At 72.8% G+C, this 22,735-nt stretch carries 22 protein-coding genes and 3 pseudogenes; 13 read left to right on the top strand and 12 right to left on the bottom strand.

The window, feature by feature from the left end; translation table 11 throughout:
• Position 1: 1 nt before the first annotated feature.
• The 3 genes from LZF96_RS21780 (at position 2) to LZF96_RS21770 (ending at position 2,006) form a co-directional block, all read left to right on the top strand.
• On the top strand, positions 2 to 862 hold the full coding sequence (locus tag LZF96_RS21780; protein ID WP_233875641.1) for a transcriptional regulator: 861 nt from the start codon (positions 2 to 4) through the stop codon (positions 860 to 862).
• Between the two features lie 37 nt (positions 863 to 899).
• On the top strand, positions 900 to 1,343 hold the full coding sequence (locus LZF96_RS21775; RefSeq protein WP_233875639.1) for a roadblock/LC7 domain-containing protein: 444 nt from the start codon (positions 900 to 902) through the stop codon (positions 1,341 to 1,343).
• Between the two features lie 288 nt (positions 1,344 to 1,631).
• Positions 1,632 to 2,006 (top strand): hypothetical protein, encoded by a 375-nt coding sequence (locus LZF96_RS21770; RefSeq protein WP_233875637.1) that lies wholly within the window; start codon positions 1,632 to 1,634, stop codon positions 2,004 to 2,006.
• Between the two features lie 101 nt (positions 2,007 to 2,107).
• Here LZF96_RS21770 and LZF96_RS21765 read toward each other — a convergent pair whose 3' ends face one another.
• Positions 2,108 to 3,631, bottom strand: coding sequence for a PLP-dependent aminotransferase family protein (locus tag LZF96_RS21765; protein WP_233875635.1), 1,524 nt, complete (start codon positions 3,629 to 3,631; stop codon positions 2,108 to 2,110).
• A 47-nt stretch (positions 3,632 to 3,678) separates the two neighbouring features.
• Between LZF96_RS21765 and LZF96_RS21760 the strand changes: the two genes are divergently transcribed.
• Together LZF96_RS21760 and LZF96_RS21755 are read left to right on the top strand one after the other, a co-directional pair.
• Positions 3,679 to 4,173: a carboxymuconolactone decarboxylase family protein gene (locus LZF96_RS21760; protein WP_374203302.1), complete on the top strand. Its 495-nt coding sequence runs from the start codon at positions 3,679 to 3,681 to the stop codon at positions 4,171 to 4,173.
• A 107-nt stretch (positions 4,174 to 4,280) separates the two neighbouring features.
• A complete protein-coding gene (locus tag LZF96_RS21755) occupies positions 4,281 to 5,423 on the top strand; it encodes an MFS transporter (protein ID WP_308294258.1) in 1,143 nt (380 codons plus the stop codon).
• A 55-nt stretch (positions 5,424 to 5,478) separates the two neighbouring features.
• Here LZF96_RS21755 and LZF96_RS21750 read toward each other — a convergent pair whose 3' ends face one another.
• Positions 5,479 to 6,924, bottom strand: a complete 1,446-nt coding sequence (locus LZF96_RS21750) for an MFS transporter (RefSeq protein ID WP_233875653.1) — start codon at positions 6,922 to 6,924, stop codon at positions 5,479 to 5,481.
• 101 nt (positions 6,925 to 7,025) lie between these two features.
• A complete protein-coding gene (locus LZF96_RS21745) occupies positions 7,026 to 7,703 on the bottom strand; it encodes a transcriptional regulator (RefSeq protein ID WP_233875631.1) in 678 nt (225 codons plus the stop codon).
• A 44-nt stretch (positions 7,704 to 7,747) separates the two neighbouring features.
• Here LZF96_RS21745 and LZF96_RS27165 point away from each other — a divergent pair, with 44 nt between their 5' ends.
• Complete coding sequence (locus LZF96_RS27165) at positions 7,748 to 9,799, top strand: class I tRNA ligase family protein (protein WP_308294257.1); 2,052 nt, start codon at positions 7,748 to 7,750, stop codon at positions 9,797 to 9,799.
• A 95-nt stretch (positions 9,800 to 9,894) separates the two neighbouring features.
• On the opposite strand, the gene LZF96_RS21735 is transcribed toward LZF96_RS27165, so the two are convergent.
• Positions 9,895 to 10,380 carry a DUF2000 domain-containing protein gene (locus LZF96_RS21735; RefSeq protein ID WP_233875627.1) on the bottom strand — a complete coding sequence of 162 codons (486 nt, stop codon included), beginning with the start codon at positions 10,378 to 10,380 and terminating at the stop codon, positions 9,895 to 9,897.
• A 50-nt stretch (positions 10,381 to 10,430) separates the two neighbouring features.
• Here LZF96_RS21735 and LZF96_RS21730 point away from each other — a divergent pair, with 50 nt between their 5' ends.
• Both LZF96_RS21730 and LZF96_RS21725 read left to right on the top strand, forming a co-directional pair.
• Entirely contained in the window at positions 10,431 to 11,213 is a 783-nt protein-coding gene (locus LZF96_RS21730) for a helix-turn-helix domain-containing protein (RefSeq protein WP_374203301.1), read from the top strand.
• A 209-nt stretch (positions 11,214 to 11,422) separates the two neighbouring features.
• Positions 11,423 to 11,785, top strand: a complete 363-nt coding sequence (locus tag LZF96_RS21725) for a hypothetical protein (protein ID WP_233875625.1) — start codon at positions 11,423 to 11,425, stop codon at positions 11,783 to 11,785.
• Positions 11,786 to 11,907: 122 nt separating this feature from the next.
• On the opposite strand, the gene LZF96_RS21720 is transcribed toward LZF96_RS21725, so the two are convergent.
• The 3 genes from LZF96_RS21720 to LZF96_RS21710 all read right to left on the bottom strand — a co-directional run bounded on the left by LZF96_RS21720 (position 11,908) and on the right by LZF96_RS21710 (position 15,681).
• Complete coding sequence (locus tag LZF96_RS21720; RefSeq protein ID WP_233875623.1) at positions 11,908 to 12,357, bottom strand: DUF4383 domain-containing protein; 450 nt, start codon at positions 12,355 to 12,357, stop codon at positions 11,908 to 11,910.
• A 169-nt stretch (positions 12,358 to 12,526) separates the two neighbouring features.
• Positions 12,527 to 14,785, bottom strand: a complete 2,259-nt coding sequence (locus LZF96_RS21715) for an MMPL family transporter (RefSeq protein ID WP_233875621.1) — start codon at positions 14,783 to 14,785, stop codon at positions 12,527 to 12,529.
• Between the two features lie 299 nt (positions 14,786 to 15,084).
• Positions 15,085 to 15,681, bottom strand: a complete 597-nt coding sequence (locus tag LZF96_RS21710; protein WP_233875619.1) for a TetR/AcrR family transcriptional regulator — start codon at positions 15,679 to 15,681, stop codon at positions 15,085 to 15,087.
• A 215-nt stretch (positions 15,682 to 15,896) separates the two neighbouring features.
• Between LZF96_RS21710 and LZF96_RS21705 the strand changes: the two genes are divergently transcribed.
• The 4 genes and pseudogenes from LZF96_RS21705 to LZF96_RS21690 all read left to right on the top strand — a co-directional run.
• Positions 15,897 to 17,030, top strand: coding sequence for a hypothetical protein (locus LZF96_RS21705; RefSeq protein WP_233875617.1), 1,134 nt, complete (start codon positions 15,897 to 15,899; stop codon positions 17,028 to 17,030).
• 241 nt (positions 17,031 to 17,271) lie between these two features.
• Positions 17,272 to 18,243, top strand: coding sequence for a DUF1259 domain-containing protein (locus LZF96_RS21700; protein WP_233875615.1), 972 nt, complete (start codon positions 17,272 to 17,274; stop codon positions 18,241 to 18,243).
• 411 nt (positions 18,244 to 18,654) lie between these two features.
• Entirely contained in the window at positions 18,655 to 19,500 is an 846-nt protein-coding gene (locus tag LZF96_RS21695) for an alpha/beta fold hydrolase (RefSeq protein ID WP_233875613.1), read from the top strand.
• A gap of 147 nt (positions 19,501 to 19,647) precedes the next feature.
• Positions 19,648 to 19,851, top strand: a pseudogene (locus LZF96_RS21690) (IS701 family transposase); the annotation flags it as partial.
• Between the two features lie 120 nt (positions 19,852 to 19,971).
• Here LZF96_RS21690 and LZF96_RS26740 read toward each other — a convergent pair.
• From LZF96_RS26740 to LZF96_RS21680, 3 genes and pseudogenes are all read right to left on the bottom strand, one after another.
• Entirely contained in the window at positions 19,972 to 20,388 is a 417-nt protein-coding gene (locus tag LZF96_RS26740) for a hypothetical protein (RefSeq protein ID WP_308294259.1), read from the bottom strand.
• Positions 20,389 to 20,551: 163 nt separating this feature from the next.
• Positions 20,552 to 20,737 (bottom strand): annotated as a pseudogene (locus LZF96_RS26735) (aldo/keto reductase); the annotation flags it as partial.
• A gap of 29 nt (positions 20,738 to 20,766) precedes the next feature.
• A pseudogene (locus tag LZF96_RS21680) lies at positions 20,767 to 20,859 on the bottom strand (short-chain dehydrogenase); the annotation flags it as partial.
• Positions 20,860 to 20,974: 115 nt separating this feature from the next.
• On the opposite strand from LZF96_RS21680, the gene LZF96_RS21675 reads away from it, so the two are divergent.
• Complete coding sequence (locus tag LZF96_RS21675; protein WP_233875611.1) at positions 20,975 to 21,535, top strand: TetR/AcrR family transcriptional regulator; 561 nt, start codon at positions 20,975 to 20,977, stop codon at positions 21,533 to 21,535.
• A 270-nt stretch (positions 21,536 to 21,805) separates the two neighbouring features.
• Here LZF96_RS21675 and LZF96_RS21670 read toward each other — a convergent pair whose 3' ends face one another.
• Positions 21,806 to 22,213, bottom strand: a complete 408-nt coding sequence (locus LZF96_RS21670) for a PIN domain nuclease (RefSeq protein ID WP_233875609.1) — start codon at positions 22,211 to 22,213, stop codon at positions 21,806 to 21,808.
• The gene (locus LZF96_RS21665; RefSeq protein ID WP_233875606.1) at positions 22,210 to 22,443 is read right to left on the bottom strand and encodes a type II toxin-antitoxin system VapB family antitoxin; all 234 of its coding nucleotides are present in this window, start codon (positions 22,441 to 22,443) and stop codon (positions 22,210 to 22,212) included. The genes LZF96_RS21670 and LZF96_RS21665 overlap by 4 nt, the downstream gene beginning before the upstream one ends.
• Positions 22,444 to 22,735: the final 292 nt, after the last annotated feature.

Raw genomic sequence — 22,735 nt, 5'->3', positions numbered from 1 at the left:
GGTGGACCACCGGGTTCCGTCCCCCCGTCCGCCGCGCGAGGCGACCGCCCCGCCCGTCGCCGATCGCGTCCCGGCCGTGCTGCGGCAGCTGGCGGCCGAGCGCGCCACCGGAGCCCTGCTGCGCGACCGTGGCACCCTCTATCTGGTGGAGGGCCGGGTGGTCGGGGCCGAGAGCCCGGCCGCCCCCGCCCCCGAGCACCTGTTCTCGGGCGGGGACGCGCCGGGGCGCGGGGAGATGGAGATCTGCCGGCTGGCCGCCCTCTTCGACGCCGCCTACTTCGCCCTGGACGCCGCCGGCGGACCCGCCCGCTTCCACCCCGGCGTCACCGTGCCCGACCCCTCCCGTGCCGTGCGCCCCATCGGCATCGAGACCGTGGCCCGCGAGACCCGTCGACGCCGACGCCTCCTGCACGGACTGTGGCCGTGCCCCGAGGTGGATGTCGCCCCCGTCGTCCCCATCGCCGTGGAGGACCTCCCCGAGGGGTCCACCGCCGCCGTCACCCCCCGGCGCCGGGCCGTCCTCGATCTCGCCGACGGGATCCGCACCCCGGCCGACATCGCCCGTGAACTGGGGCGGTTGGCCTTCCACACGCTCGTCGACGTGCGCCGGCTCGCCGCCGCCGGATACGTCGAGACCCCCCGGGCCGCCCCGCTCGCGCCGCCCGTCGCGCCGCCGGGGCCGGTCGAGGGCTCTCCCCGGTCCGCCGCCCCCTTCGCGACCGGGCCGCACCCCGGGGGGCCGGCCCCGGCCGGCCTCGGCACGGCCGCCGGTATCGCCGGTATCACCGCCGGTTCCGGATCCGGGGAGGCCGACATCGCCCTGCTCCGGCGGCTACGCGACGCATTGGAGGCCCACCTGTGACACCGCCGTTCCTCCCCGAGGCCCCCCGCCCGTCCTCATGAGGCGTGCGCTGAGACAGCGGGCCGAAAGGAGGCAGCTGATGACGACGATGTCGACGGAACCCGAACTCCTGGACGAACTGCGCAGGTTGCGGGCCCGGGTCCCCGGGGTCACCGGAGTCCTGGCGGCCAGCGTGGACGGGTTGATCCTCGCCCACGACACCGTGGACCCGGAGCCGGAGAGCACGGCCGCGCTCACGGCGGCGGCCCTCGGTGTGGCGCTGCGACTGGCCGACAACACCGGCCGGGGGGCCTTCCGCGAACTGGTGGTTCGCGGGGACCACGGTTACGTGGCCACCTACGCGGCGGGCCCCAACGCCGTCCTCACGGCGGTGGCGGGAGCGAGCACCAACGTCGGACGTCTCCACATGGAGGCCCGGCGGGCCGGGCTCAGGGTCGCCGGGCTGGTGGAACGCGCCCTGGCACGCCCCCGGACCCCCTGACGCCCCGACGCCCGACCCGCCGTTCCGACCGGTCCGGGGGCACTGTTCGATCCGACCACGACCGTCGGACGCCGCGCCGAAGCGGCGCCGCGCCGCCCACGGCCCGAACCGGGCCGGCACACCGGCACCACGCCGGGGCGGACCCGCGTCACCGCGCCGACCGGTCGGTGGCGCACGTCCGACACCTTCGACCCGTCCGGTCCCACCGGCCCACCCGAGCCGCACCGGGCCCGTGCGACCCCGACCCGATCCCGGGTCATCACCGCGTACGAAAGGAAAAGATCCGCCATGGCCAACACCGATGCCGCGCTCAAAGAGGCGATGACCAGCATCGAGGGCACCATCGGGGTCGCCCTCGTCGACTACACCAGCGGCATGGCGCTCGGCGTCGTGGGCGGCGGCAAGGAGCTCGACCTCAACGTCGCCGCCGCCGCCAACACCGACGTGGTGCGCGCCAAGCTGCGCGCCATGGAGTTGCTCTCGCTCGGCGACGAGATCGAGGACATCCTCATCACCCTGGGTGGTCAGTACCACCTCATCCGCCTGATGACCCGACGCGGCGCCCAGGGCCTGTTCCTCTACCTCGCGCTGGACAAGAAGCGGGCCAACCTGGCGATGGCCCGGCACCAGCTCAAGAAGATCGAGGCCGAACTCGAGGTCTGACCCGGCGCGTTCCCGGGGCCCGGCGACGTCGGGCCCCGGGACACGGCCGGCGCCGGGATCGTGGTCGGGAGGCGAGGCGGCCCCGTCCCGGGCCGGTGCCCTCACCGCGCCGGCACCTCCGAGCGCAGAACCCCGCACAGGGCCTCCAGCGCACCGGGGAACGCGCTCTCCGACGGTGTCCCGTACCCGACGACCAGGCCCTTCCGGGGCGGGACCGCCGGGGCGGAGCGCGGTCCCGGGGCGCCCGCCACCGGCGCGTCCCACCGGTAGGAGGCGAGCCCCTCCACAGCCACCCCGTGCCGCGCGGCGGCGGCCACCACGGCGGCCTCGTCGGTCCCCGCGGGCAGTGTCAGCACGGCGTGCAACCCGGCCGCGACACCGGAGACCCCCACCCCGGGCACCCGCTCCGCCAGAACCTCCCGGAGCCGGTCGCGCCGTCGTCGGTACCGGTCGCGCATCCGGCGCACGTGCCGGTCCCGCGCCCCGGAGGCCAGGAAATCGGCGAGGGTCAGCTGATCGGGCACACTCGTGCGTGCCTCCCGCTCCCCCTTGAGCGCGAGCACCCGGGGGACCAGGTGGTCGGGCAGCACCATCCAGCCCAGTCGCAGCGCCGGACTCAGGCTCTTGCTCACCGAGCCCAGGTGGACCACCCGCTGCGGATCCAACCCCTGGAGCGCTCCCACCGGCCGCCGGTCGTAACGGAACTCCCCGTCGTAATCGTCCTCCAGCACCAGGGCGTCCCGGGTCCGCGCCCACTCGATCACCGCCGCCCGCCGCTCGGCGGCCAGCGCTCCGCCGAGTGGGAACTGGTGCGCCGGGGTCAGCAGCACCGTTCGCACCTCCCGGCCGACCGGCGGGCCACCCGGGGCGCCCGTCAGGACCTCGACCCGGGCGCCGTCGGCGTCCACCGGCAGGGGAACCGGTCGCAGCCCGGCCTTCTCCAGGACGCGGTACTGGAAGACCGGTCCGTACTCCTCCACCCCGACGGCGCCCTCGCGCAACGCGCCGATCAGCCGCAGCGCGTGGGAGACCCCGGCGCAGACCACCAACCGCTCGGGGTCCACCAGCACGCCGCGGGCCCGGGCCAGATGAACGGCCAACTCCCGGCGCAGAAAGGGGTGTCCGCGTGGATCCCCGGGGCCGAAGGCGTCGTCCGGCGCGGACATCAGGGCCCGTCGGGTGGAGGCCGACCACGCGCCGCGCGGAAAGGAGCCGGCGGCCGGCGAGCCCTGCCGCAGGTCGTGCCGAAAGGGCCGGTGGGGTCGGTGGGGTCCAGGGGATGGGGGGGACGGGGAGAGGGAACCCGCCCGCCGCGCTCCAACTCCCGCCCCGGCTGGAACACCCCGGGACGCCACCGTGGTGCCCGACCCCCGGCGGGCCACCAACCAGCCCTCGGCGGTCAGTTCCCCGTAGGCCCGCACCACGGTGTTGCGGGCCACCCCCAGATCCGCGGCCAGGGCGCGGGAGGAGGGCAGCCGGGTGCCGGGGGGCAGCCGGCCGTCGGCGATGGCCTCCCGTAGTCCGCGCATCACCCCCTCGCCCCTCCCCTCACCCGCGACCGGTTCGAGGTGGAGTTCGGGCCCGAAGCCGGGGGAGCGTGGGAAAGTGGACCCATGGATCGTCACGGGAATGGACCATACCCGTGCGCCACTTCGCCCCTACGGTCGATGTCGTGACCGATACCCAGAGCGCCCCGGGCGCTTCGCAGACCCCGCGGACCCCGCGGACCCGACGACTGGACCTCCCCGAACTCGTCCCCGACGTGTACCGGGCGATGCTCCGCCTCCACGAGGCGGCGCGCCGGGAGTTGGACCCCGTCCTGGTGGAGCTGGTCCTGATCCGCGCCTCACAGATCAACCGCTGCGCCTTCTGCGTCGACATGCACGTCCGGGACGCCCGGCGGGCGGGTGAGCGCGAGGAGCGGATTCACCTCCTCACCGCGTGGGAGGAGGCCGGCGACCTGTACACCGCGCGGGAACGGGCCGCCCTGGCGCTCACCGAGGCGGTGACCGTCCTCACCGACGGCTTCGTGCCGGACGCGGTGTACCGGCGGGTGGCCGAACGGTTCGAGGAGGGGGAACTGGCCCGACTCGTCGCCCTGATCGCCACGATCAACACCTGGAACCGGCTCAACGTCACCGCCCGCACGCCCCCGGCCGGGGAGTGAGCGGCGCGGGGACCACCGGGGTCGCCCCACCCCCCGGCACGGCCGGGCCGCCCGGCGAACCGGGGGGCGGGGCCGGCCGGGTGGGGGCGGTACGGGGTTGGGCCGCCGTGGTCTCCGTGGCGGTGGGCATCTTCGCCCTGATGACCTCGGAGTTGCTTCCGGTGGGCCTGCTCACGCCCGTCGGCTCGGACCTCGGGGTCTCCACCGGCACGGCCGGCCTCATGGTGACGGTGCCGGGAATCGTGGCCGCCCTCTCCGCCCCGCTGATCACCGTGCTCGCGGGGCGGATCGACCGACGGATCGTGCTCTGCGGGCTCATCGGTGTGATGGGGGCGGCCAACCTGGTCTCCTCCTTCGCCGACCACTTCGCGCTCGTCCTGGCCGCCCGTTTCCTGGTCGGCGTGGCGGTGGGCGGCTTCTGGTCCATCGCCGGCGGCATCGCGCTGCGGCTGGTCCCCGAACACCACGTCGGCCGGGCGATGGCGGTGATCTTCGGCGGGGTGGAGACGGCCACCGTGCTCGGAGTCCCGGCCGGTACCCACCTCGGGGACCTCGCCGGGTGGCGGACGGCCTTCGCCGCCGTCGGAGTGCTCGGCCTGTTCGCCCTGGTCTGCATGGTCTTCCTGCTGCCGTCCCTGCCCGCGGTGCGGGTGGTGGGCCCGCTCTCGCTGCCACGCCTGCTGCGGGACGTCCCGGCGGTGCGTCGGGGGCTCGCTCTCACCCTGCTCCTGGTGACGGGCCATTTCCTGGCCTGGACCTACCTGCGGCCGATCCTGGAGGAGCGCACCGGCGCGGACGGTGGGACGGTCGGCGGGCTGCTCCTGGCGTTCGGTGTCGCCGGGCTGGTCGGCAACGTCGTGGCCGGCGTCGGGGCGGTTCGGCACGTGCGGGGCGTGGTGGTCGCCATCGGCACGACGACGGCTCTCGCGGTCTGTCTGCTCCCGGCCGTCGGTACCCCGGCGGGAGCGCTACCGGTGGTCCTGCTGTGGGGTCTGGCGTACGGTGCGGTGCCGGTGACCCTGCAGACCTGGATCCTGCGGGCCGCACCCCGGGAGACCGAGGCGGCGACCTCGCTGCACGTGTGCGCGTTCAACCTCTCGATCGCGTTGGGGGCGTGGGGTGGCGGGCTGCTCGTGGACCGACTGCCGGCCGTCGCGGTCGTGGCGCCGGCGGCGCTCCTCGCGCTGATCGCGGTGCCCGTGGCGATGGCCGGCGGGCGGTTCGTCGCGGACGGGGAGAGCACCTCGTGACGCCGCCGCCCCGCACACCCGGGTGTGCGGGGCGGCGGGCCTGTGACGGGTTGGGTCAGGATCGGGGTTCGCCGACCGGGGCGGGGGAGCGCCGGTCCGTCCCCCCGGTGGGCGCCGCGGCGGCTCCCGGCGCGTCGGGCACCGGCGGGGGAACGACCGTGATCGCGTCCCCGACGGCTGCCTCCCCCGGTTGGCCGGCACGCCCGCGGTCCATCTCCCGCCACTCGGGCCGCAGGCCGGCCAACAGGGTCGCGGCGAGGTAGATCCCCCCGGCGACCGCCAGCGCCGGCGCCCATCCGAACGCGGTGACGGCCGCCCCGGCCAGCAGGCCGCCGAAGGGGATGCCGATCCAGGCCAGGGCGTCGAGCAGGCCGCCGACCCGCCCCAGCAGGTGCGGCGGGATGCGTTCGAAGATCACCGCGGTCAGTACCGGGTTGAGGAAGCCCGACCCGAAGCCGGCCACCGCGAACACCGCCAGCGCGACCCCGAAGTGGGCGTCCAGGGCGAGCACCAGGAAGCGCGGCGCCCCCACCGTCAGCAGGCCGGCGAAGAAGACCAACCGACGGCCCAGCCGGTGGCCCACGGCCGTGATGACCAGGCTGCCGACGATCGCCCCGGCCCCCATGACGGCCACCAGCAGTCCCAGGGCGGCGGGACCGTTGCCGCTCTCCCGCGCCCAGACCGGCATCAGGACGGCGGCCATGGCGCTGTCCAGGAGGTTGATCACCGCGATCAACGCCGCGATCACCAGCAGCAGGGGGTCCCGGCGCAGGAAGGCGTACCCCTCGGCCAACCGGCGCCGGTACCCGCCACCGGCCGTCGGTGGGTCGGTCGCCGGGTCCTTCCCCGTCCCGTCACCGGGCTCGCGCGGCGGGCCGGAGCCCGCCCCGGCCCCGGGGTCGGCGGCGGGGGCGCCCATGTCCCGGGGAACCACGACGGTGACCACCAGCCAGCCCAGGGCGAAGCAGGCGGCGTTGAGGACGAGGGCCGGCAGCGGGCCGATCCACGCCACCAGGACACCGCCGGCGGCCGGGCCGATGGTCAGGGCCAGCCGCTCGGTCACCCCGGCCAGGCCGGTGGCCCGTTCCAGCGGCAGCCGGCTGCGTCGGGCGGCCTCCGGGATCATCACCCGCTTGGCCAGGTCGCCGGGGCCGCGGGTCAGACCGATCAGCGCCACCAGGACGAGCAGCCCCCACAGCGGGAGGGCGTCGAGCACGTGCAGCAGGGGGACCAGTGCGACGGTGACGGCGCTGAGCACGTCGCCGATCCGGGAGACCCGCCGGGGGCCGAACCGGTCCACCAGGGGACCGCTGAACGCCTTGGCCGCCACGTAGGGGGCCATCTCGCAGAACGCCACCACGCCGGTCCAGCCGGCGCTGCCGGTGGTGACCAGGACGTACCAGGGCAGAGCGATGGAGGAGACGAAGGTGCCGGTCAGCGCGACGGAGAGAGCCGCGAGGACCCCGGAGACCGGGCGCCAGCGGGCTATTCGGCCGAGCACGTCGTCCGGTCCGGCGGATCCGGTCGGGCCGGGGACCCCGGCGGACCTCGCGGGCCCGGTCGCGCCGGCGGGAGCGGTGTCGGCGCCGTCGGGGGAGGGGCTCACGGGTTCCCCTCCCCGTGGGCCGTCGGGTCACCCGCCGCGCCGGTCCCGGGGTCGGCCGGCGGGGCGGGCTCGTCCGGCAGGGGAAGCACGTGCACGACGACGGAGACCGCCTCGGTGTCGTCCGGCGCCTCGACACCGGGATCGTCCAGTGGATACCGGGAGAGCACCTCCCGGATCTCCTCACCCAGCCGGCCCGCCTCGTCCGCGGTGAGCCGCAGCCGCACGTCGCCCAGGCTCAGGGCGTTCCGCCAGGGGGCGGACGCGGTGGGCAGGTGCGCGAACGCCTGTTGTGCCTGCGAGGCGTGCGCGGCGGCCACCGACTGGAGGTAGGCCAGGGCGGAGGCCGGTTCGCGCTCGATGAGTTCCCGGTCGTCGAAGCGGGTGAAACGGTGGACCGCGCGCCACCAGCGCTCGCGTCCGCCCGGTCGGGCGGGGTCCTCCTCGACGAAGCCGGCGGCGGCCAGTTGACGCAGGTGGTAGCTGGTGGCCCCGGAGTTGAGGCCGAGGCGGTCGGCGAGCCGGGTGGCGGTGGAGGGGCCGGCGGTGCGCAGCAGGCCGAGCAGTCGCACCCGCACGGGGTGGGTCAGGGCGCGCAGTCCCGGGGCGTCGAGGACGACGGTGTCGGGATCCGGCGTGCCGGGCCCCGCCGGGGGCGGGGACTCGTCGGAGGTCATGCCGCCACCCTAGACCGCAAAGAACTCTTTGCAAAGATTCCTTTGTGGTCGTGGTTCCGGCGCCCACCACCGGTCGGACCGGGCCGGCCCCCCATCCTCCCCCGACCCGCCGCCCGCTCCGTCGTCGGGTCGGCCGTTCGGCGGGGCGGCCCCGGGACCCCACCGGCCCCACCGTCGCCGTCCCCGATCGCCCGGGGGCGACGACGTTCCCCGCACTCCCGGCGGACGCCTTTCCGAATGCGGGGAACGCTTTTCGTCCGGCCCCGCCCGGGAATTCCCGATGGTGTTACCGAACCGGGAAGCCGACGGGGAAGCGGAAAAGGAAATCACCCCGGCCCCGGGGGTCGGGATCGGCGCGCCGGCCGTGCCCGGAACCGGGCTCCGCCCGCCGGGACGGCCCGGTCGTCCGGGGTGCCGGAGCCCGGTTCCGGGCCCCGCTCGCCCGGCGGATATCCGACACGACCGGCGGCCGTCGGGCGATACCCTGGTGGCGTCCTGTCGTCGCTCACCATCCGAAGCTGGGAACCTCCACCACCATGGCTGCTGCATCGTTCATCTCCACCACCATCCCGTACGTCAACGCCAGGCCCCATGTCGGTCACGCCCTGGAGTTCGTGCAGAGCGATGCGTTCGCGCGGTACGGCGCCATGTCCGGTCGGGACGTGTACTTCCTCAGCGGGTCGGACGAGAACAGCCTGAAGAATGTGCTGGCGGCGGACAAGGAGGGGATTTCCGCCCGTGAGCTGGTCGACCGCAATGTGGTCTTCTTCGAGAAAATGGTCGGCGACCTCGAGATCGACCTGACGCGCTTCATCCGCACCAGTGTCGACGCCGACCACCTCGAGGGCGCGGCCGAGATCTGGCGCCGGATCGCCGCCGCCGGCGACCTCTACACCAAGGACTACGAGGGCCTGTACTGCGTGGGCTGCGAGCAGTTCTACTCCCCGGCCGAGTTGGTGGACGGCAAGTGCCCCGAGCACCTGGTCGAGCCCGAGACGATCTCCGAGCGCAACTACTTCTTCCGGCTCTCCCGTTACCAGGAGCGGCTGCTGGAGCTGCTGGACTCCGGCGAACTGCGCGTCGTCCCCGAGACCCGCCTCAACGAGGTCACCAGCTTCGTGCGCGCCGGCCTCGCCGACATCAGCATCTCCCGCTCCATGGAGCGGGCCAGGGGCTGGGGCATCCGGGTGCCGGAGGACCCCGAGCAGGTGATGTACGTCTGGATCGACGCGCTCACCAACTACATCAACGCCCTCGGCTGGACCCGCGGTGACGAGCACTACGAGCGCTTCTGGGAGAACGCCGAGCACCGCGTCCACGTCGTGGGCAAGGGCGTCACCCGCTTCCACGCCGTCTACTGGCCCGCGATGCTGCTCTCCGCCGGACTGCCCCTGCCCACCGAGATCGTCGTCCACGGCTACATCACCGCCTCCGGCCAGAAGCTCAGCAAGTCGCTGGGCAACGTCGTGGACCCGACCGACCTGATCAACCGCTTCGGCACCGACGCCGTCCGCTGGTTCCTGCTCGCCGACGTCTCCCCGTTCGGTGACGCGGACTTCAGCGAGGAGCGCCTGGTCCAGCGGTACAACACCGACCTCGCCAACGGCCTGGGCAACCTCCTCAGCCGCGTCACCAGCATGATCGTCCGGTACCGCGACGGTGCCGTGCCCGCCCCCGGCCCGGTGGAGCGCCCCGAGGAGGAACTGGCCGCACAGCTGCTGGAGAGCGACCGCGGGATGCACGCGGCGATGGAGGGGTACGACCACCGCGAGGCGCTGGCGAAGGTGTGGGACCTGGTCCGGCGCACCAACGCCTACGTGGACGAGCGCGCCCCCTGGCACCTGGCCAAGGCGGGCGACGAGGTCTCGAACGCCGTCCTGGACACCACCCTGCACCACCTCGCGGGGTCGGTGCGGCAGATCGGCCGGCTGCTCCAGCCGTTCCTGCCCCGTCCGGCCGCCGCCGTGCTGGAGGCGCTGGGCAGCGACCCGGTCAAGGTGCCGGGCGCCGACCGCTGGTTGGACGACCTGACCGGCACCCCGGTGAGCAAGGCGAAGGCGCTCTTCCCCCGGATCGAGGTGCCCGCGGAGGACTGAGTTGCCACTCCGCCGGTATCCCCGTCCGTGACCGCCCCGGTGCCCCTCCCACGTGGGAGGGGCACCGGGGCGGTGGTGCGTCGGGGGCGGGGGCCTCAGGGGTGCATCCGGGTGCCCTTCAGCGCCCGGTCCACGGAGTTGCGTGGACCGTGGACCGCCATCCCCACCGGGTCCAACCGATCGAGCGGCACCGCTCGCACGGCGGCCCGGTTGTCCCGGTCGTTGCCGGTGGCGAAGAGGTCGGCGGTGAAGACCGCCACCGACAGTCCCCGGCCAACGGCCCGCCGATGCGCGGTGCGCAGCGTTTCCCCGTCGGCCTCCAGGACCACCACGGGCTGTCGGAACATCGGGAGGTACCGGGTGCCGTCGGCGTCCTCGTACGGTTCGCCGATGATCTCGGTGTGCGCGGCGGCCACACCGCCGGAGAGGAAGGCGGTGACGTTCAGGCGCTGCCAGACGGGCAGGTCCCCGCGCAGCACCACCGCGATGCGGGTGTCGAAGCGAACCGGCGTGCCCGCCGGTGCGGCGGGGGCGACGGCGGGGGCGGCGGTACCGGCGGAACCGGTGGACGGGGTGTTCATGACCTCGAGCCTCCCCCGCCCCCGACCACCGGGTCTTGTACGATCCTGACGTGCCGAGCAGGTCCGTCGGGGACCGTCGTTCCCGGACCCTGACCCGCGACCCCGGCCTCGCGGGTGTGCGGGAGGTTCTCCGCGCCCACCTCGTGGACCACGCCTATCCCCTCCACGTCCACGACACCTGGACGGTGTTGTTGATCGACGACGGGGTGGTCCGTTACGAACTGGATCGGCGAACCCACGCCGCGCCCACCCCGTTGGTGACCCTGCTGCCCCCGCACGTCCCGCACAACGGGGCGCCCACCGGTCCCACCGGCCTGCGCAAACGGGTTCTGTACCTGGAGGAGCCGCTCCTCGGGGCCGATCTCATCGGCCCGGCGGTGGACCGGCCGGGCATCGCGGACCCGCTCCTGCGCTCACGCCTGCACCGCCTCCACCTGGCCCTGGACCGGCCCGGCGAGGACCTGGAGGCCGAGACCCGCCTGGCCTTCGTCGTCGAGCGGTTGCGCGCCCGGTGGTTGCGGCCGTCCGCCGACCGGCTGCGGGCGCTGCTGCACGCCCGGGTCCGCGAGGGGGTGACCCTGACGGAGGCCGCCGAGCTCCTCGGTGCCCATCCCACCCATCTGGTGCGGGCTTTCACGCGCCGGGTGGGGATGCCCCCGCACGCCTATCTCGTCACGCTGCGGGTGGACCTGGCCCGACGCCTCCTGCTGGAGGGGTGCCCGCCGGCGGAGGTCGCGGTGCTCGCCGGCTTCCACGACCAACCCCATCTCACCAGGCACTTCCGTCGGATTCTCGGTCTGCCACCGGGGCGTTGGCTGCGCGGGGGCGGTTGACGGCCCGTCCGGTCCGGGGCCGGGGACCCGGTCCGCCGGCTCGATCGCGTACCCGTCGCCCCCGACCGGTGTGGCAGCATGACGGGACCGGTTCCGTCCGCGCGGCGGGCCGTCCCGTGCCCGGTGGCACCCGGCGGGCCATGACGGGGCGACGCGGAACGGCATGCGGGGCCGGGACGAGCGCGGCATCCGAGCGGAGGGGCGGGCCCTTGACGAGTGAGCGCAGCACGCCACGACCGACCCGCGAGGACATCGCCCTGCGGGCGCGGGCCCTCATCGAGGAGGAGGACCCCCGGCCGACGCGGGTGGAGCAGCACCTCGCCCCCTATCTGCCCAAGGGCTCCTCCCCGGATCAGGCGCACTGGGCCGCGGCGGTCGCCGTGGCGGCCCTGGACGCCCACCCCGAACTCGCTCGCCGGCGTCGCCGACCGCAGCGGGTCGGCAGCCGGACGGGGCGCCCCATCGGTCGGGTGGAATGGGCGATCGCGCTCGGGGTGATGATGACGATGCTGCTGATCTTCCTCGGTGTCGCCGGTGCAGCCCTGGTGTGGCTCTGGACGCTGGTGCTCTGAGACCCGGGTCCGGGCGTGCGCCCCGGGCGGGTCGGCGCCACCTCGTGGTGCCGGGGTCCGGCGCCGGGTCGGGTGGACCACCGGCCGGTGGCCCGGGCCCGGCGTGTCGGGTCACCGCCGGGTCAGTAGGGCTGCGGGATGTTGCGCGGCATGAAGAGGCCGAGCGAGATCATCCCCACGGCCAGACCGAAGTGGAGCCAGTCCACGGCGGTGTTGAGCGGCACGAAGTTGGCGGCGCTGTCGTGGTCGATGACCAGACCGTAGATCCACAGCACGGCGTAGATCAGTCCTCCGCCGATCAGGTACAGCCGGGAGAGCGCCACCGTGCGGGCCATGATCAGGCCGGCGACGCCGAAGGCGAGGTGCACCAGGTTGTGCAGGATGGACACCTGGAAGATGCCGAACAGCATCGCCTCGGATTGGTGTCCGGCGAACTCGATGTCCTCGAAGTTCGTGGTGATGCCGGGGACGAAGCCCAGGACACCGACGAGGAGGAACACCACGCCCACCAACAGGGCGGCGAGACTCACCGGTGCCCGACGGGTCTTCGTGGAGCGGTCCTGGGATGACATGTGTCGTATTCCACCTCTCGGGTCGACCGTGTACCGATCCGCCACGGGTACCCCCGCACCCTGAACGAAACATCGGCCCCTCCGCCCGGGGCGGGTTCGGCCGTGCGCCGACGGGCCCGCCGCCCTCCTTGAACGGGGGGTCGACGGGCCCGTCGGCGGGAGTGGTGGGTCAGATCCGGGCGGGCTCCCCCGGCTCGACGGCCCTGCCGGAAGCGGTGGCGGCCGGGGTCCCGTCGGACGGCTTCGTCGTCGCGTCGTGGCGGGTCAGCTTCTCGCCCTCGACGTCGACATTGGGCACGATCCGGTCCAGCCAGGCCGGCAGCCACCAGGCGGAGCGGCCGATCAGGGCCAGTACGGCGGGCACGATCGTCATCCGGACCACGAAGGCGTCCAGGAGCACCGCCACCGCGAGGCCGAAGCCGATCGTCTTGATCATGGCCTCGGAGGAACCGATGAAGCCGGCGAAGACCGAGATCATGATCACGGCGGCGGCGGCGACCACCCGCGCCCCGTAGCGGAAGCCGGTGACCACGGCCTCGCGCGGGGACTCGCCGTGGACGTAGGCCTCCCGCATCCGGGTGACCAGGAAGACCTCGTAGTCCATGGCCAGGCCGAAGACCACACCGATCAGGAAGATCGGCATCATGCTCATGATCGGGCCGGTGACCTCCACGCCGAGCAGGTCGGCGCCCCAACCCCACTGGAAGACCGCGACCACGGCTCCCAGCGCGGCCAGCACCGAGAGCAGGAAGCCCGCGGCGGCCTTCAGCGGCACCAGCAGGGAACGGAAGACCAGCACCAGCAGCAGGAACGCCAGGCCCACCACGAGTGCCAGGTACGGCACCATGGCGTCGCTCAGCTTCCGCGACATGTCTATGCCCATCGCGGTCAGACCGGTGACCAGCACGTTGTCCGCGGTCTCCGCGCGGATGGCGGTGACCAGGTCCTCGGTCTCGGCGCTGCTCGGCCGGAAGGCGGGGATGACGGTCATCATCGCGGTGTCGCCGGCCTCGTTGAACATCGGCGGCACCGCGGCCACCACGCCCTCGGTCGCCGACACCGTGGCGAACACGGCGTCCGCGTCGGCCTGCGGATCGGCGCTGTCGCCGGCGTCCACAACCACCAGCAGGGGGCCGTTGAAGCCGGGGCCGAAGCCCTCGGCCAGCAGGTCGTACGCCTTGCGCTGGGTGCTCTCCGGGGCGTGCGAGCCCTCGTCCGGCATGCCCAGTTCCAGGCTCGCGGCCGGCACCGCCAGCACGCCCAGGCCCACCACGGCGGTGATCAGGACGATCACCGGCCGGCGCAGCACCAGCCGGGCCCAGCGGGTGCCGTGGTTCGGCTTCCCGGCCGCTTCGGCGCCCGCCCCGGCGCCCGCCCCGGAGGTTCCCTCGGGGGTCCCGGCGCCGGCGCGCAGCCGGCGGGGCAGCACCCGCTCACCGACGAAGCCGAACAGCGCGGGCGCCATGGTGACGGCGATCAGCACCGCCACGACCACCGCGCCGGCGGCCGCCAGACCCATCTTGGTGAGCAGCGGGATGTTGACGACGACCAGACCGGCGAGCGCGATGACCACGGTCAGGCCGGCGAAGACCACGGCCGAACCCGCCGTGCCGACCGCCCGTCCGGCGGCTTCCTCGCGGTCGGGGGTGTCGGCCAGTTCGGCGCGGTACCGGGAGACGATGAACAGGGCGTAGTCGATGCCCACCGCCAGGCCCAGCATCACGGCCAGCACCGGGGTGGTGCTGTCGAACTCCAGCGGCGTGGCGAGGACGGCGATCACCGAGACGGCGATCCCGACCCCGATCAGGGCGGTCAGCAGCGGCAGCCCGGCGGCGATCAGCGAGCCGAGCGTGACGACCAGGACCATCGCGGCGAGCAGCACGCCGATGATCTCGGCGGTGAAGCCACCGATCTCCTGGAACAGGGCGTCACCGCCGACCTCGACGGTCAGCCCGGCCTCCCGACCCGTGTCGGCCGCGGCCAGCAGGGCGTCACGGTCGACGTCCTGCAACTCGATGCCCTTGACCGTGTAGGAGACCTGGACGTAGGCGATGTCGCCGTTGGGGCCGATCGCCCCGGTCTCGAACGGGTTGGCGACATTCGCCACCCGATCGGAACCGGCGGACAGTTCGGTGACCACATCGGTGACGGCCGCCGCGTTGCCGGGGTCGTCCATTCGTTCGCCGTCGGGCGCCTTGAGGACCACCCGTGCCGTGGCGCCGTCGGCGGCCATGCCGGGGAACCGCTCCTCCAGCAGGTCGAAGGCCTCCTGGGCCTCGGTGCCCGGCATGGTGATCGAGGAGGAGGTCGAGGAGGGGGTGAGGAACGCGCCGGTGCCGGCGGCACCCAGCAGCGCCACCCAGAACAGGGCGACCAGGCGTCGTCGCCGGAAGGCGAGCCTTCCCAGTCGGTAGAGGAGTTGAGCCACGACGGAATCCGCTTCTGTGAATCGGTTGACCTGGACGGATCCGATGAACCGGGGGTTCGGCGCACCGGGGTGTCCCCGTGAACCGGAACCGGTGGTGGGGGGACGGGGGAATGATGGAAAGGGACGGCGGGGAGGGACCCGTCGGCGGATCGCGGGGCCCGGGACGCGACATCCCGTTCCGGTGGGCGGCGACACCGGCGCCCGCCGGAGGGGGATCGGGGTTGTCGGGAAGGTGGGGGCGCCCCGAGGCGGCCGCCGGGCGCGGGGAGGGGCGGTGGGGCCTCTCCGGGCGGGGAGGTCTACGGCCGGGGCGGGCCCCCCAGCGCGGGCAGGACCATGGTGTCGGTGCAGCGGACGAGGAACTCCGCGTCGGCCTCCCGCCCCTCCAGGAGCGGGCGTCCGACGATGGCGCCGAACAGCATGTAGCTGATCTCCTCGGGGGAGGGGCCGGTGGCGGCGATCTCGCCCCGGGCGGTGCCGCGTTCGAGGATGTCCCGCAGGAGCTCGATCTCCGGGAACAGGATCACCTCCCGGAAGGTCTCCAGGAGTTCGGTGTTGCGGTGGAGTTCGCGGGCCAGGGCCTGGAGGAGTTCGGCGTTCTCCACCACGTGGTCACCGGCCCGTCGCATCAGTTCGCGCAGATCGCCGGCGACCGAACCGGTGTCGATGTCCTCGTTGCCCCCCGGCGGGGTGCCGGCCCGGCGCAGGGCGACGAGGATCAGCCTCGCCTTGCTCTCCCACTGCCGGTAGAGGGTGGCCTTGCTGGAGCGGGTTCGGGAGGCGACGAGATCCATCGTCAACGTCTCGTACCCGTGCTCGCGCAACAGGTCCAGCACGGCGCGCAGGATCTCCTCCTCGCGCTCCGTCGACAGCCGGGATCGCACCCGAGCGGTCATCGTCCCCCCCCACTCGAACGGGCTACCTTCCGCTGCGCGGAAAGGTAGCCCGTTCGAATCGAAACCGCAAAGTTTCGATGAGCCCGGGGCGGCCACCGCCTTCCGCGGTGTCCGCCGCGTTCCATCGGGATGCCCCCCCGAACGGGCCGTCCGGGGACCCGCGTTATGATCGCGCGCCGAGCCGGGCGGCCCGCTGACCACGAAGAACGGAATCCTTGGTGCTCACCATCATCCTGCTGATCCTCGCGATACCCACGGTGGCCGCACTCCTGTGGCTCGGCGGGGTGTTCGTCCGGGAGTACATCCGCGAGACGCGCTCCGGGGACGGGTCCGGTCCGGAGGGCGAGGAGGCGGAGGAGTCGCCCGGCCCGTCGCGACGGGCCGCCGACCTCGGCATGTTGCCCCCCGAACGCCAGGACACCCGGACCGCCTTCCCGCTGCCCGAGGAGGTCACCGACGCCCTCCGGGCGGCCCGGGGCGGGGTGTGGAGGCCGGCCGCCGCGCTGTTGGGAACCATCGGCGCCGACTGGGAGCGCCGGTCCCACGTGTCGTACCTGCTCGGCGAGATCGCCGCGGTGGACGACGGTTGGCTGCGGGACTGGGAGGCGGAGCTGCCCGGCTGCGCGGACGCGGCCGTCGTCAGGGCACAGGCCACCGTGGTGCTGGCCTGGAAACTGCGCGGCTCCCGCCGGGCGACCCACACCTCGGCGGAGGAGTTCGAGGACTTCCACCTGGTGCTGAAGCGCTCGCGTCTCGACATCGCGCGCGCCGCCGGGCTCAACCCCACCGACCCCACCCCCCATGTCATCGAGATCTGGACGGCCCTGGGACTCGGCTACGGCCACGAGGAGATGGAACGGCTGTGGTCCGAGATCACCGCCCGCGCCCCGCACCACTACGAGGCGCACTTCTCGGCCCTCCAGTACTGGTGCGCCAAGTGGCGGGGCTCCCACGAGAAGGCGATGGAGTTCGCCGTCCGGGCCGCCGCCTCGGCGCCCCTCGGCAGCCTGCTGACGGCCATGCCCCTCCTCGCCCACTACGAGCGGGCCGTCCACGAGGGTGACACCTCCGTGGAGCCCGACCGCACACCGGAGATGATCGCCCGGGTGGACAAGGCCCTGATGGACGTGGCGGCGGCCGACCCGAACCACCTCCGGCTGGCGGAGGTGCGTCACCTGTTGGCCTACTACCTCACCTGGCAGGACCGGCACGAGGCGGCGGTGGAACAGTTCCGGCTGGTCGACGGGCATGTCGGTGCCCTGCCGTGGCGCTACGAGGGGGACAACGCGGCGGTGGAGTTCTGCCGGGTGCGGGACATGGCCGTGGAGGCCGCCGCCGAACGCGTCTGATCGGCCACCGACCCCGGACGGCGGGCTTCCGGTGCCGTCCGAGCGGGACCGGATCACCCGGGGTCGCCGCCGACGGTGCCGGGGGAGGCCATCACGGTGATGGGCGCCCGGCTCTCGTCGTCCGGTTGGCTCGGCGAGGTGTGCGGGCCGGGGCGCTCGTACATGGTGAGATGGTGCTATGAACGGAGAGCGACGGATCCATGACGGAGTGCGTGCGCGGCGGCGGTTTCTGGCCGCGGCGATGCTGGCACCGGTAGCGGCGGGCCTGAGCGGCTGCGCCGGCCCGGCCGGGACCATCACCACCCACGGCGAAGGTCGGAACGCTCCCCCGGGCGGTGGGCACGGACACGGCGGTGAGTTGATCGAGCCGGTGCCGGCCGTCGGGGAGGACTGGAGCGCGGTGGCCGACGCGCTGGGTCGGCCGGGGGAGGTGAAGCGGGAGATGCTCTACTACACGGGTTTCCCCCGCACCGATCTGACCGTGGTCTCCGAGGGCGTCACCATCTCCCCGGCCCTCGCACTCGGCTCCCACACCGCCTTCGTCCGCTACGCCGACGGCAGCACCCTCCTGATGGGCGATCTGGTGGTCGCCGAGGACGAACTCCAGGTCGTGAGCGACGCCCTGCACACCCATGGGCTGATGCAGACCGCCATCCACAAGCATCTGCTCGCCCAACGGCCCGAGGTGTGGTGGACCCACATCCACGGCCACGGATCGGACCCGGCGGAGCTGGCCCGCGGGGTGCGGGCGGCGCTCGATCGTACGGCCACCCCGCCGCACGACCCGTCCGCGACGGAGGCCGGCGGGCCACTGGACCTGGACACCGACGGCATCGACCGGGCTTTCGGGGTGCCCGGGGCGGAGGTGGGCGGGATCTACAAGTCCCTCTTCGCCCGGGCGGAAACGGTCAACGACGGCGCACGGATCCTCCCGTCCGGCGTGGGCGCCATCTCGGCCTTCAACTTCCAGCCGCTGGGGAAGGGGCGGGCCGCGCTCAACGGCGACTTCGCCATGATCGCCGAGGAGGTGCCGGAGGTGCTGCCCCGGCTTCGGAGCGGCGGCATCGATCTGGTCACCCTGCACCACCACGGCCTGACCGACGACCCGCGGCTGTTCTTCCTGCACATCTGGGCGGTGGACGACGCGGTCCGGATCGCCGAGGCGCTGCGCCCCGCGCTCGAGCTGACCAATGTGGTCCCGCTCGTGCAGTGACCGCGGCTTTCCGGAGGGGCTTCCGCACGGCGTCCGCGGACGCCACCGCGAGGCCGGACTCCACCCGCCGCCGGCCCGGCCCACCCCGGGGGCGGGTCGAGCCGACGGCGGGTGGAGACGCGGGTCGGCGAGGACGCCGGGGTGGGGCGGGTGGGACTCGAACCCATTCAAGTGATGCCTCTCACCTGCGGTTTTTTCAAAGCGTCCGATTCATACCCCTGTTTCGATCCGGTTGTGCCCTACTCGATCCGGCTCGAACGAGGGCCGGTTGGTACGCCAGTTGTGGATTGTGATCTTGCTGGTCGGTGTCCTGTGCCAGTGTTGAGCGTTGTCACCGAAGAATGACGGCCGGTAGGTTCGTGCTGCCGAGGTTTGAGTGACTGGGGATGGTTAGGCGTCAGGGGTTGCGGTGTGACTGAGACTGATCTGGAGCTGAGCGATGGTCGCAGGCTGCATGTCTACGACACCGGCGCGGATGACTCGGACGGCCGCCGCGCTGTCTTCTGGCACCACGGCACGCCGAACATCGGCGCGCCGCCCGAGCCTCTTTCCCCGGCCGCCGCCCGGCTCGGCATCCGCTGGGTGTCGTACGACCGTCCCGGATACGGTGGATCAACCCCTCGCCCGGACCGGAACGTGGCATCGGTGGCCGCCGACGTCTCCGCCATCGCCGATGCGCTGGACATCGATCAGTTCGCAGTCATGGGTCATTCCGGTGGTGGTCCGCACGCCTTGGCATGTGGTGCGCTGCTGCCAGAACGTGTCCTCGGCGTGGTCAGCGTGGCAGGGCTGGCCCCGTTCGGCGCCGAAGGGCTTGACTGGTTCGCGGGCATGACGGACTCCGGTGTGGGGTCCCTGCGTGCGGCCGCCGAGGGGCGAGCAGCGAAGGAGAGCTACGAGGCGGGTGCCGAGTACGACCCGGACATGTTCACCCCGGCCGATCACGCCGCACTCTCTGGTGAGTGGTCCTGGTTCGGCGACGTCGTCGGTCCCGCCGTGGAGGCCGGTCCGGGCGGGCTGATAGACGACGACCTGGCCTACGTCGCCCCTTGGGGATTCGACCCGGGGCAGGTCATCGCGCCGGTCCTCTTCCTGCACGGCGGCCAGGACCGGGTCGTGCCCAGCTCGCACAGCCAGTGGCTCGCGAGCCACTGCCCCGCGGCAGAACTGCGACTGAGCCCGTACGACGGACACATCTCCGTCCTCAACGCAGGCGGGTCCGCCATGGACTGGCTCGCAGACCACTCCGACCGCTGATGATCTCGGCGTGATGCCGCGCGGTACGCGCACGCTCTCGAAGTTCGCCGGCACGGGACCGTCGGGGCCGGTCCGGGAACGGGTACGGCCACCGGTGATCATCGGTGTGTGAAGACAGAAGATCAGTCGGTGGCCGCAGGTCACAGCATAGATCCTGCCCGCTGGCAGGACATGTTCGAGGTTCTGATGGACCGTATCGCGGGACGGTTTGCCCGGGTGGAACCACGGCGGCGGGCACGGGAGTTCGTGTCCGCATTGCTGTCGGACCTGCCGCGCAAGAACTGCTGGACGCCGGCCGAGCATGCCGGGGACGCGACCCCGTACGGCCTGCAGCACCTGCTGTTGAGGTCCAGCGGGTTGACGCCGGCCGCGTGGATCTTGACCAGGACGTCGTCGGCACCTGCCCGGAGGGCGGGCATTTCGGCGGCGCGCATGCCGGCCTGGCCGCCGTACTTCTCGACCATGAAAGTCTCATCGTCGTCTCCGTTCTGTTTCCCGTCCGTGCGAGGGCGGGGTATCCGTTCCCCCCCCGGCTTCTCGCGGTACGAGATGGTTTGTGTTGTTTTCTCCTGGCTGCGGTGCGGGCGCACTGTGTCCGCACCGCGTTCCCCCATCAGGCGACCGGCACGACGGGGCGGTGACCCGGTCGGCGGCACCTCCCCGGAGGCGGTCCAGGGAGGCGGCGATCCCCTCGTGGGGCACGCCGAGCGGCACCGCGCTGACCTCGGCCAGGCGGGGGTACTGCGCGTCGGTCAGCTGCACCTCGAGGGCGCCGAGGTAGCTGTCGAGCTGGGAGAGGTTGCGCGGGCCGATGATCGGAACGAGTGTGGCCACGGACCGGGCCGCGCGCTCGCGCACCCGGGCCACCGCCACCTGGGCGGGCGTCACACCGGTCTCCCTCGCCGATCGCCAGGACGGTGTCGACGACGGCGGTCTTCCGGCCGGTGCTCTCGGTGTGGATGACCGCGCCCAGGTCGCTCAGGCGCCCTTCGGTGGAGCTGCGGTATTTGCCGGTGAGTAGTTCGCCGCCGAGCGGAGACCACCGGGCGGCGCCCGGGCCCAGGCTCCCGGCCATGGGCAGGAGCTCATGGTCGGCGGTGCGTTCGACGAGGCTGTACTCGTGCTGGATGCCCACGATCGGGGCCCAGTTCCTCAGGTCCGCGAGGGTTACCGCGCGCGAGACGCGCCAGGCGGGGAAGTTGGACCGCGCGGCATGGTGGATCTTGCCGGCGCTCACCAGGTCGTCGAGTCCGCGCAGGAGTTCCTCTTCGCCCCGCGCTCGACGAGCTGAGCCGCCAAGTGCCGTCCGAAGCCCCGGTTGGCGCCGGTGACGACCGCGACCGCGTTGTTGAGTTCCATGTCTGCTCCTGATCGTGGCGGGCGACGGCGGCCACCCGCACCAAATTAGATTATGCATTCAATCTAAACGCGGGGCTAAGATAGATGTCAGTCGACATCCAATCGGGAGGTGGCCATGGGCCGCGTATCGCAGGCGCAGGCGCAGGAGAATCGCAGGCGGGTGGTGGACACCGCGTCCCGGCTGTTCCGGGAGCAGGGCACGCAGGTCAGCGTCGCCGACCTGATGAGGGCGGCCGGCCTGACTCACGGCGCCTTCTACAAGCAGTTCACCTCCAAGGAGACCCTCGTCGGCGAGGCCACCGTCCACGCCTTCGCCGAGCTCGCCGAACGCCACACCGCCGGGCTCGCGCAGCACGACGGGCGGCGCGAAGCCGCCCAGCAGGCACTGATCGACACCTACCTCTCCGTGGAGCACCGCGACGACGCGGCGAAAGGCTGTCCGGTCGCGGCCCTCGCCGTTGACGTGGCGCGCGAGGGCGAGGGCCGCGAGGCCCGCCGCGCCTACACCGAGGGGGTGGCCGACTTCGCCGATTTCCTCGCCACCGAAGACCAGGACGGCATTGTCCGCCTCTGCGCCCTGTTCGGTGCACTGGTCCTGTCCCGGGCCACCAAAGGCTCCCCGCTCTCCGAGGAGATCCTCGCCACCGCACACGCAGCCTTGACGGAGGCAGGCTGATCAAGGGCACGGTGCGGGTGCGCGTCGACCGCACTCGTGGGTGACGAGGCGTCCGCGATCGGACGGAGGCGGCGGGAGAAGGCCGCCGGCGTCTGGCATATCGGCTCCACCGCGTGCCGGACATCGGCCGGTCCCCGGCCACATGCCCGCGAGGTGGGGGTTGCGCAATCGTCGTCAATGTTTCAGCAGGACTGCGATCTGCTCCCGGATGTCGCGCACGATCTCGTCGACGCTCGCGGCGATGTTCACGCTTGCCGCCATCGCCAGGAATCAGGCGCGTACGTCTCGTCGCTGCACTTCCTTCAGGGCCGCCCCCACCGTGGCGAAGTCGTTGTCCACGTGAAGCACCGTGTGGCCGTGGTGGACCGCCGTCGCACACACCAGGAGGTCGATGGCTCCGGCGGCACGGTGCTGTCCTCGCTGGGTGAGCTTGTACTGGGCGGTGTCGACCCAGCGCCACGCACTCTTGGGAACCGGGGCGAGATGGCAGAGGTCATCCACCTCCTCGGCCAACTCGTCCCGATGGGCCGGGCTTGTGGCCGAGTAGAGGAATTCCGCCCTCGTGGGCTCGCAGATGTGGAACACACCGGCGGCGATGTGCCCCTCCCAGGGCCGCAATGCCCCCGGTGTACGGAAGAGGTGCCAGAGGGCGGACGTGTCGAGGAGGTATGTGATCACTCGAAGGCTGCCCGCCGGGCCTGCTTGGCCGCTGCATGCGCCGCAGCCGCAGCCTCGAACTCGCCCCGCTCACCCCTCACGGCCAGCTTCTCGGCGGCCTCCAGCCGCTTGATGCGCGCCACATAGTCCCGTAGGGCCCCGTTGACCGTCTCCTTCTTCGTCGAGGCGCCCATGAGCCGCATCGCCTCAGCCAGCGCCTCGTCATCGAGATCGACCTGGGTCACAGACATATCAGCCACCCCTCACCCCGAGTCCATGATGTATGTAACTACGATACATCACCAACATTCGCGGCGGCGGATCATCGAGCACGAGACGGAGAGGATCCGACCCGGCCGCCGAGCCGGCGGCCACAAGCCACATACCGAGTGGATGATGTCGATGCGGTGAGGCAGGGCCGCTGCCCCAGCAGCCGTGGGAGCCTCCCACCACGCACCCCACCGAAGACTCGAACAAAACCCCGGGGCACAGGCCTCTTGACCCTCACGGGGGGCACAAAACGCCGCACGTTCGCCACACCCA

Origin of the sequence: Streptomyces sp. ST2-7A, assembly GCF_021390475.1 — a bacterium.
Lineage (GTDB): Bacteria > Actinomycetota > Actinomycetes > Streptomycetales > Streptomycetaceae > Streptomyces.
This window is presented reverse-complemented; position numbering and strand designations above follow the sequence as displayed.

Bases quoted from the DNA above. Each gene is read 5' to 3' on its own strand.
- LZF96_RS21775 (WP_233875639.1), top strand. From the start codon at position 900: ATGAGGCGTGCGCTGAGACAGCGGGCCGAAAGGAGGCAGCTGATGACG.
- LZF96_RS21770 (WP_233875637.1), top strand. From the start codon at position 1,632: ATGGCCAACACCGATGCCGCGCTCAAAGAGGCGATGACCAGCATCGAG.
- LZF96_RS21745 (WP_233875631.1), bottom strand. From the start codon at position 7,703: ATGACCTCCGACGAGTCCCCGCCCCCGGCGGGGCCCGGCACGCCGGAT.
- LZF96_RS21735 (WP_233875627.1), bottom strand. From the start codon at position 10,380: ATGAACACCCCGTCCACCGGTTCCGCCGGTACCGCCGCCCCCGCCGTC.
- LZF96_RS21720 (WP_233875623.1), bottom strand. From the start codon at position 12,357: ATGTCATCCCAGGACCGCTCCACGAAGACCCGTCGGGCACCGGTGAGT.
- LZF96_RS21710 (WP_233875619.1), bottom strand. From the start codon at position 15,681: ATGACCGCTCGGGTGCGATCCCGGCTGTCGACGGAGCGCGAGGAGGAG.
- LZF96_RS21700 (WP_233875615.1), top strand. From the start codon at position 17,272: ATGCTGGCACCGGTAGCGGCGGGCCTGAGCGGCTGCGCCGGCCCGGCC.
- LZF96_RS21675 (WP_233875611.1), top strand. From the start codon at position 20,975: ATGGGCCGCGTATCGCAGGCGCAGGCGCAGGAGAATCGCAGGCGGGTG.
- LZF96_RS21665 (WP_233875606.1), bottom strand. From the start codon at position 22,443: ATGTCTGTGACCCAGGTCGATCTCGATGACGAGGCGCTGGCTGAGGCG.